We start from the raw sequence: 12,240 nt of genomic DNA on the forward strand, positions 1-12,240 counted from the left end.
GCCTGCCCTGCTTTTGCGAGAAGTGCAGTGAGGCGAAGAAAGTGCAGGCAACAAAAAACCCGCTGGGTAAGCAGCGGGTTTCTTGTTTTGGAAAACGGGAGCTGAATTACTTCAGCTTGATTTCCTTGTATTCGACGTGCTTGCGCGCCTTCGGGTCGAACTTCATGATCGACATCTTTTCAGGCATCGTCTTCTTGTTCTTGCTGGTCGTGTAGAAGTGGCCGGTACCCGCAGTGGATTCCAGCTTGATCTTTTCGCGTCCGCCTTTGCTCGTTGCCATGATTCAGCTCCTTAAGCTTGGCCGCGTGCGCGCAGGTCTGCGAGCACGGCGTCGATACCGTTCTTGTCGATCAGGCGCAGGGCAGCGCTCGAAACGCGCAGGCGAACCCAGCGGTTTTCAGTTTCGACCCAGAAACGGCGGTATTGCAGGTTCGGCAGGAACCGGCGCTTGGTTTTGTTGTTGGCGTGGGAAACATTGTTTCCGACCATCGGGCCTTTGCCCGTTACGTCGCATACGCGTGCCATGAGGACACTCTTTCTTGAACAGCTGGCACCGCTCGCAACCGAAAAGTCGCAGGGTGTTTTGCAGCTTGACCTCGCCAGAAACGGGTGGCGGTACCCCGGCTTTGCCGTAACCTGTCCTTGTTGAAGGGTGGTCCTATTTCGGCAAAGCCTCGGATTATAGCCCTTTCCCCCGCCGCCTGGTTTAAAGCGTGCCGTCCTGTTCCAGGAAGCGCTGCGCGTCCAGGGCCGCCATGCAGCCGGTGCCTGCGCTGGTGATCGCCTGGCGGTACACGTTGTCCTGCACGTCGCCCGCGGCAAAGACGCCGGGAATGCTGGTCATCGTGGCAAAGCCTTGCAGGCCGGAGCGGGTCAGGATGTAGTTGTCCTTCATGTCCAGCTGGCCCTGGAAGATGTCGGTGTTGGGGTGGTGACCGATGGCAATGAAGCAACCCTTGAGGTCGATCTGTTCGGTGGCGCCGGTCTTCGTGCTCTTGAGGCGGATACCCGTCACGCCCGAATCGTCGCCCAGCACCTGGTCGAGTTCGCTGTGCAGCTTCAGGACGATCTTGCCCTCGCCCACTTTCTCCATCACCTTGTCGATCAGGATCGGCTCGGCGCGGAACTTGTCCCGGCGGTGCACCAGCGTGACCTTGTTTGCGATGTTGGAGAGGTAAAGCGCCTCCTCGACGGCCGTATTGCCGCCGCCGATCACGCAGACTTCCTGTTCACGGTAGAAGAAGCCGTCGCAGGTGGCGCATGCAGAGACGCCGCGGCCCATGAACTTTTCTTCGGAAGCCAGCCCCAGGTACTTGGCCGAGGCGCCCGTTGCAATGATGAGCGAGTCGCAGGTGTAGGTGGCGCTGTCGCCGGTCAGGGTGAAGGGACGCTTGCTCAGGTCGACCTTGTTGATGTGGTCGAACACGATCTGCGTGTTGAAGCGTTCGGCGTGCTCCAGGAAGCGCTGCATCAGATCCGGGCCCTGCACGCCGTGCACGTCGGCGGGCCAGTTGTCGACCTCGGTGGTGGTCATCAGCTGGCCGCCTTGAGCGATGCCGGTGATGAGCAATGGCTTCAGGTTTGCGCGCGCTGCGTAGACGGCGGCGGTGTAGCCGGCGGGGCCGGAGCCGAGAATCAAAACCTGGGCGTGTTGGGGTGCGGACATGAGTGGAAAACCTAGGATGAACGCTTCGTCAGCGTGTACATTTTCAGGGTGGTAGCGATATGTATGGAGTATCACTGCCCGGTTCAACACCGGGTAAACGGTGTTTTCAATGCGCGCGATTGTAGTAATCCATTGGCGGGTCTTCTGGACTGCTCCGTGCGCTGTCTCAGGGATTGATTAATGTCGATGCTGTCCAACCTCGAATTGCTTCGGCGCGTTCCCTTGTTCGCGTCTCTGACGGCCACGCAGTCCGCAAGCATCGCGGACGCGATCATCAAGAAGCGATTCAAGCGCTCCGAGGTCGTCGTGGAGCAAGGCAAGAAGTCCGACGCGCTCTACATCATCCTGACGGGGCGCGCGCGCGTCACCAGCGCCGACAGCCGCGGGCGCGAAGTCATCCTGGCCACGCTGCATCCCGGCGACTACCTGGGCGAGATGAGCCTGATTGACGACGAGCCGCATTCGGCCACCGTGCGCACCGAAATCCAGTGCGACGTGCTCATGCTGGGACGCGACGCCTTCGCGCGTTGCCTGCCCGAGAACTCCTCCATGGCATACAACATCATGCGCGGCCTGGTGCAGCGCCTGCGCCACGCCGACCGCAAGATCGAATCGCTTGCGCTGATGGACGTGTATGGTCGCGTGGCGCGTTCGCTGCTCGAGTTCGCCATCGAGGACGGCGCGGGCAACCTGAAGGTGCGTGACAAGATTTCCCGCCAGGACCTGGCCAAGATGGTGGGCGCTTCGCGCGAGATGGTGAGCCGCGTCATGAAGGACCTCGAAGAGCGCGGTTTCGTGCAGACCCAGGAAGACGGCTCGATGATCGTCAAGGAACGGCTCCTGTCCCTGGCTTGAGCCTGCGGGGTCGGCCCATCACTGGCGGCCCCGGCCTTTTGTTGTAGTGTTCGTGCGTCCGCCTCCGTTTTCCCGGGCCGGACGCCGTGTTTTTCATGACCTATTCGCTCAATACGCTTCAATCTTCTTCTGCCGCCCAGGGCCAACCCGTGCGCGTGCGCGCCATGCGCTTCGCCCACGAGATCACGCTGATTGCAGGATTCGCAGCGCTGTTGTTCTGGCTGCTCGCCATGCTGAGCTTCACGCCTTCCGACGCGGCCTGGTCGACATCGGGCACCGGGGGCGAAATCAAGAACTGGGGCGGGCGCATCGGCGCCTGGCTGGCCGACGGCAGCTATTTCCTTGCGGGTTATTCCGTCTGGTGGTGCCTTGCCGCCGGGCTGCGTGCCTGGCTCTCGTCGCTCGCAGGATGGCTGCGCGGCGGTGAGTCTGCGCCAGCGGCCGAGCAGCCCCCGCGCGGCCGTTTCAATCGCAGCCGCCTGGCGTTCTGGTTCGGCCTCGTGCTGCTGCTGTGCGCGAGCACGGTACTCGAATGGTCGCGACTGTATCGTCTCGAAGCCCATCTGCCGGGTTCCGGCGGCGGCGCGCTGGGCTACCTCGTGGGCCCGGCCAGCGTTCGCTGGATGGGCTTCACAGGTTCGGCGCTGATTGCCATCGCGGGCGGCGTGATCGGTTCGGCGCTGGTGTTCCGCTTCTCATGGAGCCTGATCGCCGAGCGCATCGGCGCGCGTGCGTATTCGCTCTTCGAGTCGCGCCGCGAGAAACGCGAAATGGCGGCCGACATCGCCATGGGCAAGCAGGCCGCCCGCGAGCGCGCCGAGGCTGACGAGCCGGCCTTCATGCGCGGCGATTCGCTCGGCAAGGCCGAGCCCTCCATGGCGCCAGCGTCGGGCGGTTTCGCTGACGACGACGAAGAAATTCTCATCGAGCCGCGGCCCAAGCGCCGTGCCGCTTCCCCGCCGGTACAGATCGAGCCCGCGTTGGCCGAAGTGCCCAAGAGCGATCGCGTCGTCAAGGAGCGCCAGAAGCCGCTTTTCAAGGAACTGCCCGACAGCAAGCTGCCTCAGGTCGACCTGCTCGATGCGGCGCTGGTGCGCCAGGAAACGGTGTCTTCCGATACGCTCGAGATGACCTCGCGCATGATCGAGAAGAAGCTCAAGGACTTCGGCGTCGAGGTGCGCGTGGTGCTTGCGTCGCCCGGCCCCGTCATCACGCGCTACGAAATCGAGCCCGCCACCGGCGTCAAAGGATCGCAGATTCTCGGCCTGGCCAAGGACCTCGCGCGCTCGCTCTCGCTGGTGTCGATCCGCGTGGTCGAGACGATTCCGGGCAAGAACTACATGGCGCTCGAACTGCCGAACGCCAAGCGCCAGTCGATCAAGCTCAGTGAAATCCTGGGCTCGCAGATCTACAACGAAGGCAAGTCGATGCTCACCATGGGCCTCGGCAAGGACATCATCGGCAACCCGGTGGTGGCCGACCTCGCGAAGATGCCGCACGTGCTGGTGGCCGGTACCACCGGCTCCGGCAAGTCGGTCGGCATCAACGCCATGATCCTGTCGCTGCTCTACAAGGCCGAGGCACGCGACGTTCGCCTGCTCATGATCGACCCCAAGATGCTTGAAATGTCGGTCTACGAAGGCATTCCGCACCTGCTGGCGCCCGTGGTCACCGACATGCGCCAGGCCGCGCACGGCCTGAACTGGTGCGTGGCCGAAATGGAGCGCCGCTACAAGCTCATGAGCAAGCTCGGCGTGCGCAACCTGGCCGGCTACAACACCAAGATCGACGAAGCCAAGGCGCGCGAAGAGTTCATCTACAACCCGTTCAGCCTCACGCCCGACGATCCGGAGCCCCTCAAGCGCGAGCCGCACATCGTGGTGGTCATCGACGAACTGGCCGACCTGATGATGGTGGTCGGCAAGAAGATCGAAGAGCTCATTGCACGCCTTGCGCAAAAGGCACGTGCCGCTGGCATCCACCTGATCCTGGCCACGCAGCGTCCCAGCGTCGACGTGATCACCGGCCTGATCAAGGCCAACATCCCGACCCGCATCGCGTTCCAAGTGTCGAGCAAGATCGACAGCCGGACCATCCTCGACCAGATGGGCGCCGAAGCGCTGCTCGGCATGGGTGACATGCTCTACATGCCCAGCGGCACGGGTCTTCCGATCCGCGTGCATGGCGCCTTTGTCAGCGACGAGGAAGTGCACCGCGTGGTCGCCTACCTGAAGAGCCAGGGCGAACCCGACTACATCGAAGGCGTGCTCGAGGGCGGCACGGTCGACGGCGACGGTGACGGCGACCTGCTGGGTGGCGGCGATGCCGAAAAAGACCCGATGTACGACCAGGCGGTCGAGGTCGTGCTCAAGAATCGCAAGGCCAGCATCTCGCTGGTGCAGCGTCATCTGAAGATCGGCTACAACCGCGCGGCGCGCCTTGTCGAAGACATGGAAAAGGCCGGTCTGGTCAGTTCCATGAGCGGCAGCGGCCAGCGCGAAATTCTGGTGCCGGCACGCGCGTCGGAGTAATTCGCCGCGGGCCTTCGAGTTCAGGTTACGTGCTGAAAGGCAATTTGCAAAAGCGTTGTACGGCATTGCAAATCTTCATCCAGACCTACAGCTGCCGCAATTGACGGCAGTTAGGGTCGAAGCCCGTGGCACAGCCCCGTGCAACAGCACAGCTATTGCGAGCAATCGCGAGGAATCCAAATTGAAATTGCGTCATTGGCTATTGATCGGCCTCCTGTGTTCCGCCAATGCATGGGCCGGCGGGCTCGAGAGCCTCGAAACCTTCGTGAAGACCGTCAAGTCGGGCCGCGCCGACTTCACCCAGACCGTGACCGCCCCGCCGCGCGAAGGCCAGCCCGGCCGCACCAAGACCTCGACGGGCACCTTCGAATTCCAGCGCCCAGGCAAGTTCAAGTTCGACTACCAGAAGCCTTTTGCACAGAGCATCGTGGCCGACGGCAAGACGCTGTGGCTGTACGACGCCGACCTCAACCAGGTCACGCAACGTACGCAGGCCCAGGCGCTGGGCTCCACACCCGCGGCGTTGATTGCCGCGGCGCCCGACCTGCGCGCCTTGCAGGCCGATTTCACGCTGGAAGCCGCGCCGGAGCGCGATGGCCTGCAATGGGTCAAGGCCACGCCGAAGAACAAGGACGGCCAGCTGCAGAGCGTGCAGGTCGGCTTCCAGGGCGACGCGCTGGCGGCGCTCGAGATTCTCGACAGCTTCGGCCAGCGCTCGGTGCTCAAGTTCAGCAAGGTCGAAGTGAACCCGTCGATGCCCGCCAGCGTGTTCGATTTCAAGGCGCCCGCCGGCGCCGACGTCGTCAAGCAATAGCGCAATCTCCATCGGTTTGGCCACCTCCGCCCACCAACCCCTTGCCGAACGCCTGCGTCCCAAGACGCTGGGCGAGGTGATCGGCCAGCAGCACCTGCTCGGCCCGGGCATGTCGCTGCGCATCGCCTTCGAGTCGGGCCAGCCGCATTCCTGCATCCTCTGGGGGCCGCCGGGCACCGGCAAGACCACCATCGCGCGGCTCATGGCCGATGCCTTCGATGCCCAGTTCCTCAGCATCAGCGCGGTGCTGGGTGGCGTGAAGGACATCCGCGAAGCGGTCGACCGCGCCACCTCGGCGCGCGACGGGCTTGAGCAGCGGCGCACCATCGTCTTCGTGGACGAGGTGCACCGCTTCAACAAGAGCCAGCAGGACGCGTTCCTGCCGCATGTGGAATCCGGTCTTTTCACCTTCATCGGCGCGACCACCGAGAACCCGTCCTTCGAAGTCAACTCCGCGCTGCTCTCGCGTGCCGCGGTGTACGTGCTGCAGTCGCTCAACGAGCAAGACCTGCAGCAGATCGTGGTGCGCGCGCAGGCCATCCAGGCCGTGCCCGCCATCGAAGCCGCCGCGGTCGAACGCCTCGTGGCCTATGCCGATGGCGATGCGCGCCGGTTGCTCAACACGCTGGAGACGCTTGCCGTCGCGGCGCAGGCCGAAAAGCTCGGGCAGATCACCGACGAGTGGCTGCTGCGCGTGCTCGGCGAGCGCATGCGCCGCTACGACAAGGGAGGCGAACAGTTCTACGACACCATCAGCGCGCTGCACAAGTCGGTGCGCGGCAGCGACCCCGACGCCGCGCTCTACTGGTTCGTGCGCATGCTCGACGGCGGTGCCGACCCGCGCTACATGGCGCGCCGCCTGGTGCGCATGGCCAGCGAGGACATCGGCTTGGCCGACCCGCGCGCGCTGCGCCTGGCGCTGGACGCGGCCGAGGTCTACGAACGCCTGGGTACCCCCGAAGGCGAACTGGCGCTGGCCGAATGCGTGGTCTACCTCGCCATCGCGCCCAAGTCGAACGCGGTCTACAAGGCCTACAACGCGGTGCGCGCCCTCATCAAGAAAGACAGCACGCGCCCGGTGCCCATGCACCTGCGCAATGCGCCCACCAAGCTCATGAAGGAGCTCGACTACGGCAAGGGATACCGCTACGCGCACGACGAGGAGGGCGGTTTTGCCGCCGGCGAGCGCTACCTCCCGGACGGCCTGGAAGGCCAGGTCTTCTACGAACCGGTGGACCGCGGACTCGAAATTCGCATCGGCGAGAAGCTGCGCGAACTGCGGCGCCGAAACGCTGAAACCAACGACTGATACCGTCTTGCAACATGCACCCAGCGAGTGCATGACCTCACGCGCATACAGCATGAGGTGAGCGGGTAAACCCCGGTCAACGCGCACCAATTCAGCGCTGGTGCGTGCTTACAATCCCGCCCACAAATCCGCCAGCGACACATGTTGGCTGGTTTTTTGCTTGTCATGCCAAGGGCGCCAAACCGGTGCCTCGGTGGGTGAATGGCACCCCGCGTCGGTGCAACACATAGGAAATCGCGTTATGGAAATATTGCTGCAGCAGATCATCAACGGTCTGGTACTGGGCAGCATGTATGCCTTGATAGCCTTGGGCTACACCATGGTGTACGGCATCATCAATCTGATCAACTTTGCACACGGAGAGGTATTGATGGTGGGGGCTCTGACGAGCTGGACCATCATCGGGCTCATGCAGGACGCCATGCCCGGATCACCCGGGTGGCTGATCCTTCTCATTTCCCTGGTCATTGCCTGCATCGTTGCGGCAACCCTGAATTTCGTGATCGAGAAGGTGGCCTACCGGCCGCTGCGCAACAGCCCCAAGCTCGCGCCGCTCATCACGGCCATCGGCATGTCGATCCTGCTGCAGACGCTGGCCATGATCATCTGGAAGCCGACCAACAAGGCGTATCCCAACCTGCTGCCCACCGACCCCATCCACGTGGCGGGTGCGGTCATCTCCCCCACGCAGGTCATGATCCTGAGCGTCACGGCGTTCTCGCTCGTGGTGCTGATGTGGCTGGTCAACTACACCAAGCTCGGGCGCGCCATGCGCGCCACCGCAGAGAACCCGCGCGTGGCGGCCCTCATGGGCATCCGCCCCGACATGGTCATCTCGGCCACCTTCATCATCGGCGCCGTGCTTGCGGCCATCGCCGGCGTGATGTACGCGTCGAACTACGGCATCGCGCAACATGCGATGGGCTTCCTGCCCGGCCTGAAGGCCTTCACGGCGGCCGTGTTCGGCGGCATCGGCAACCTTGCGGGCGCGGTGGTCGGAGGCATCCTGCTGGGGCTCATCGAGGCCATCGGCTCGGGCTACATCGGGACGCTGACGGGCGGTGTGCTGGGCAGCAACTACAGCGACATCTTCGCGTTCATCGTGCTGATCGTCATGCTCACCCTGCGGCCGTCGGGCCTGCTCGGCGAACGCGTGGCGGACCGTGCCTAAGGAGCGAACCATGAAGAACAGCAAGAACCTCGCTCTCTACGTCGTCGGCATCATCGCCGTGCTGGCACTGCCCCTGCTGCTGCAGATGCAGGGCAACGCCTGGGTGCGCATCGCCGACATCGCACTGCTCTACGTGCTGCTGGCCCTGGGCCTGAACATCGTTGTCGGCTACGCCGGCCTGCTCGACCTGGGCTACGTGGCCTTCTTCGCGGTGGGGGCCTATCTCTATGCGCTGATGGGGTCGTCGCACCTGACCGAGACCTTCCCCTGGTTCGCCCAGATGTTCCCGAACGGCCTGCACACCTCGCTGCTGATCGTGGTCCCGCTGGCGCTGGTGGTGGCCGGCTGCCTCGGCGTGCTGCTGGGTGCGCCCACGCTCAAGCTGCGCGGCGACTACCTCGCCATCGTGACGCTGGGCTTCGGCGAAATCATCCGCGTGTTCCTGAACAACCTGGACCAGCCGGTGAACATCACCAACGGTCCGAAGGGCATCACGGCCATTGACTCCATCAAGTTCTGGGGCCTGGACCTGGGCAAGGCATGGAAGTTCGACGGCTTCACCATCTCGTCGGTGTCGCTGTACTACTACCTGTTCCTGGTGCTGGTGATCGCCACCGTGATCATCTCGCACCGCCTGCAGGTCTCGCGCATCGGGCGCGCCTGGATGGCCATTCGCGAAGACGAGATCGCCGCCAAGGCCATGGGTATCAACACCCGCAACATGAAGCTGCTGGCCTTCGGCATGGGCGCCAGTTTCGGCGGTGTGTCGGGCGCCATGTTCGCGGCATTCCAGGGCTTCGTGTCGCCGGAATCCTTCAGCCTGATGGAGTCGGTGATGATCGTCGCCATGGTCGTGCTCGGCGGCATCGGTCACTTGCCCGGCGTCATTCTGGGCGCGGTGCTGCTGGCAGCGCTGCCCGAGGTGCTGCGCTACGTGGCCGGCCCGCTGCAATCGCTCACGGGCGGGCGCCTCGACGCGTCGATCCTGCGCCAGCTGTTCATTGCGCTGGCCATGATCATCATCATGCTGGTGCGCCCGCGCGGCCTGTGGCCTTCGCCGGAGCACGGCAAGACGCTGACCAAGAAGGGCGGCGTGCCCGTCGACCCGGCCCATGCGGCCGTGGCTCCGGGGTCGCTGCAGACGCATGCGCCGGGCATCGACTCGCCCGCCGACGAACTGCCGGGCACGGCCTCGCGCCCCATGTCGATCAATCCGTGAACGCCGCAGGACCCATCAACATGACGACGACTACGGACACCATCCTCGACGTGCGCGGCATCTCCAAGCGCTTCGGCGGCTTGCAGGCCCTCTCGGACGTGGGCATCACCATCAAGCGCGGCCAGGTCTACGGCCTGATCGGCCCCAACGGCGCGGGCAAGACCACGTTCTTCAACGTGATCACCGGCCTGTACACGCCCGACAGCGGCAGCTTCGAGCTTGCGGGCAAGCCTTACCAGCCGACGGCCGTGCATGAAGTGGCCAAGGCCGGCATTGCGCGCACCTTCCAGAACATCCGCCTCTTCGCCGAGATGACGGCGCTGGAAAACGTGATGGTCGGGCGCCACATTCGCACGAATTCGGGCGTGTTCGGCGCGATGCTGCGCACCCGCAGCTTCAAGACCGAAGAAAAAGCCATTGCCGACCGCGCGCACGAGCTGCTCGACTACGTGGGCATCGGCAAGTTCGCCGACTACAAGGCGCGCACGCTGAGCTACGGCGACCAGCGCCGCCTGGAAATTGCGCGCGCCCTGGCCACCGACCCGCAGCTCATCGCGCTGGACGAGCCGGCCGCCGGCATGAACTCCACCGAGAAGGTGGCGCTGCGCGAGCTGATCGACCGCATCCGGCGCGACAACCGCACCATCCTGATCATCGAACACGACGTCAAGCTCATCATGGGCCTGTGCGACCGCGTCACCGTGCTGGACTACGGCAAGCAGATTGCCGAAGGAACGCCGGCCGACGTGCAGAAGAATGAAAAGGTGATCGAGGCTTACCTCGGCACCGGAGGCCACTGACATGAGCACCGCAACCATGAGCGAACAAGAAACCGTGTCGAACGCGGCGCAGGCCAAGGCCGCAGGCAAGACGCTGCTGAAGGTCAGCGGCCTGAAGGTGGGCTACGGCGGCATCCAGGCCGTGAAGGGCGTGGACTTCGAGGTGCGCGAGGGCGAGCTGGTCTCGCTGATCGGCTCCAACGGTGCCGGCAAGACCACCACCATGAAGGCCATCACCGGCACGCTGCCGGCGGGTGCAGGCCACATCGAGTTCCTGGGCCGCAGCATCAAGGGCCGCGGCGCCTGGGACCTGGTGGGCGAGGGCCTCGTGATGGTGCCGGAAGGCCGCGGCGTGTTCACGCGCATGACCATCACCGAGAACCTGCAGATCGGCGCCTACATCCGCAAGGACAAGGCCGAGATCGCCAGCGACATGGAGCGCGTGTTCGTCACCTTCCCGCGCCTGCGCGAGCGCAAGGACCAGCTGGCCGGCACCATGTCGGGCGGCGAGCAACAGATGCTGGCGATGGGCCGCGCACTCATGGCGCGCCCCAAGGTGCTGCTGCTCGACGAACCGACCATGGGCCTGTCGCCCATCATGTGCGACAAGATCTTCGAGGTGGTGCAGACCGTGGCCTCGCAGGGCGTGACCATCCTGCTGGTGGAGCAGAACGCCAACCGTGCGCTGCAGCTGGCCGACCGCGGTTATGTGATGGAGTCGGGCCTGATCACCATGAACGGTGAAGCCAAGGCCCTGCTCAGCGACCCGCGCGTGCGGGCCGCCTACCTGGGCGAATAGCCGGCTCGATTCCCTTCCGTATATACCGCGGAACCGGCGCTGCCGGACCGCAGGTATTGTCCCCTGCAAGGGGGTAGAGAAGCGGCACGAAGTGCGCGAAGCCTGGAGGTCAGTCCACTTTCGCGCCGGTCGCCTTGACGACCGCTTCGTACTTGGAGAGCTCGCTCTTCATGAACGCACCGAACTGCTCCGGCGAGCTGGCCACCGGCTCGGCCAGCAGGCCCGCGAAACGGGTCTTCGTTTCCGGTGCGTTCAGTGCCGCCACGAAGGCCTGGTTCAGCTTCACGACCACGTCGTGCGGCGTGCCGGCCGGTGCCACCAGGCCCCACCACGTATCGATGGAGAAGCCCTTGAGCGTGTCCGCGATGGGCGGCACGTCTGGCAGCGAGCTGCTGCGCTGCAGCGTCGTCACGGCAATCGCCTTGAGCTTGCCCGAGCGGATGTTCGGCGCGGCGGTGGCGAGGTTGTCGAAGTTGAAGTCGACCTGACCCGAAATCAGCGCCAGCTGCGCCGGGCTGCCGCCGTTGTAGGGAATGTGCAGCGCGAAGATGCCCGCTTCCTTCTTGAACAGCTCGCCCGCCAGGTGGCCGGCGCTGCCGTTGCCGCCGCTGCCGTAGTTGAGCTTGGCGGGGTTGGCCTTGGCGTAGCGGATCAGGTCGGCCACGGTGTTGATGTTCAGGCGCCTGGCCGTGTCGGCGTTCATCACCAGCACGTTGGGCACGCGGACCATCTGCGTGATGGGCGCAAAGTCGGTGGCGGCGTTGAACGGAATCTTGCTGTACAGCCAGGGGTTCACCGCGTTGGTGGCGGTGGCCGCAATGCCGATCGTGAGGCCGTCGGCGGGCGCCTTGGCCACGATGTCGGCACCGATGTTGCCGCCCGCGCCGGGCTTGTTGTCGATGATGACCGGGCCCAGCGTGTCCTTCACGCGTTCGGCCAGGATGCGCGCCGTGTTGTCGATGGGGCCGCCCGCGGCGTACGGAACCACGAGGCGGATGGGGCGCTGTTGCTGGGCCATCGCCGGCGCTGCGCCCATCAGGGCCGTGGCGCTGGCGAGCAGCGTGAGAAGGAAGTGTCTCGTCTTCATTGTTCTAGGG

The 12,240-nt window shown here is 64.5% G+C and carries 12 protein-coding genes; 8 read left to right on the forward strand and 4 right to left on the reverse strand.

Annotation, left to right across the window (positions count from 1 at the left end; translation table 11 throughout):
- Positions 1-106 precede the first annotated feature (106 nt).
- From rpmG to trxB, 3 genes are all read right to left on the reverse strand, one after another.
- Complete coding sequence (gene rpmG, locus ACSFBM_RS02175) at positions 107-280, reverse strand: 50S ribosomal protein L33 (RefSeq protein ID WP_007830291.1); 174 nt, start codon at positions 278-280, stop codon at positions 107-109.
- A gap of 11 nt (positions 281-291) precedes the next feature.
- A complete protein-coding gene (gene rpmB / locus ACSFBM_RS02180) occupies positions 292-525 on the reverse strand; it encodes a 50S ribosomal protein L28 (RefSeq protein WP_007830293.1) in 234 nt (77 codons plus the stop codon).
- A gap of 181 nt (positions 526-706) precedes the next feature.
- A complete protein-coding gene (gene trxB / locus ACSFBM_RS02185) occupies positions 707-1,666 on the reverse strand; it encodes a thioredoxin-disulfide reductase (RefSeq protein WP_435482931.1) in 960 nt (319 codons plus the stop codon).
- Positions 1,667-1,846: 180 nt separating this feature from the next.
- On the opposite strand from trxB, the gene ACSFBM_RS02190 reads away from it, so the two are divergent.
- The 8 genes from ACSFBM_RS02190 to ACSFBM_RS02225 all read left to right on the forward strand — a co-directional run bounded on the left by ACSFBM_RS02190 (position 1,847) and on the right by ACSFBM_RS02225 (position 11,143).
- Entirely contained in the window at positions 1,847-2,521 is a 675-nt protein-coding gene (locus ACSFBM_RS02190; protein ID WP_435440646.1) for a Crp/Fnr family transcriptional regulator, read from the forward strand.
- Positions 2,522-2,616: 95 nt separating this feature from the next.
- Positions 2,617-5,052 (forward strand): DNA translocase FtsK, encoded by a 2,436-nt coding sequence (locus ACSFBM_RS02195; RefSeq protein ID WP_435482932.1) that lies wholly within the window; start codon positions 2,617-2,619, stop codon positions 5,050-5,052.
- 181 nt (positions 5,053-5,233) lie between these two features.
- A complete protein-coding gene (gene lolA, locus ACSFBM_RS02200; protein ID WP_435482933.1) occupies positions 5,234-5,866 on the forward strand; it encodes an outer membrane lipoprotein periplasmic chaperone LolA in 633 nt (210 codons plus the stop codon).
- Between the two features lie 16 nt (positions 5,867-5,882).
- Positions 5,883-7,175, forward strand: coding sequence for a replication-associated recombination protein A (locus tag ACSFBM_RS02205; RefSeq protein WP_435482934.1), 1,293 nt, complete (start codon positions 5,883-5,885; stop codon positions 7,173-7,175).
- A gap of 241 nt (positions 7,176-7,416) precedes the next feature.
- Positions 7,417-8,346 (forward strand): branched-chain amino acid ABC transporter permease, encoded by a 930-nt coding sequence (locus tag ACSFBM_RS02210; protein WP_435482935.1) that lies wholly within the window; start codon positions 7,417-7,419, stop codon positions 8,344-8,346.
- A 10-nt stretch (positions 8,347-8,356) separates the two neighbouring features.
- Entirely contained in the window at positions 8,357-9,565 is a 1,209-nt protein-coding gene (locus ACSFBM_RS02215; RefSeq protein WP_435482936.1) for a branched-chain amino acid ABC transporter permease, read from the forward strand.
- Between the two features lie 20 nt (positions 9,566-9,585).
- On the forward strand, positions 9,586-10,365 hold the full coding sequence (locus ACSFBM_RS02220; RefSeq protein WP_435440652.1) for an ABC transporter ATP-binding protein: 780 nt from the start codon (positions 9,586-9,588) through the stop codon (positions 10,363-10,365).
- A 16-nt stretch (positions 10,366-10,381) separates the two neighbouring features.
- Positions 10,382-11,143, forward strand: coding sequence for an ABC transporter ATP-binding protein (locus ACSFBM_RS02225; protein WP_116908571.1), 762 nt, complete (start codon positions 10,382-10,384; stop codon positions 11,141-11,143).
- 109 nt (positions 11,144-11,252) lie between these two features.
- On the opposite strand, the gene ACSFBM_RS02230 is transcribed toward ACSFBM_RS02225, so the two are convergent.
- Positions 11,253-12,230: a Bug family tripartite tricarboxylate transporter substrate binding protein gene (locus ACSFBM_RS02230; protein ID WP_435482937.1), complete on the reverse strand. Its 978-nt coding sequence runs from the start codon at positions 12,228-12,230 to the stop codon at positions 11,253-11,255.
- Between the last annotated feature and the right edge of the window lie 10 nt (positions 12,231-12,240).

The sequence above is a fragment of the Variovorax pasteuri genome, from assembly GCF_051216435.1.
GTDB lineage: Bacteria > Pseudomonadota > Gammaproteobacteria > Burkholderiales > Burkholderiaceae_C > Variovorax.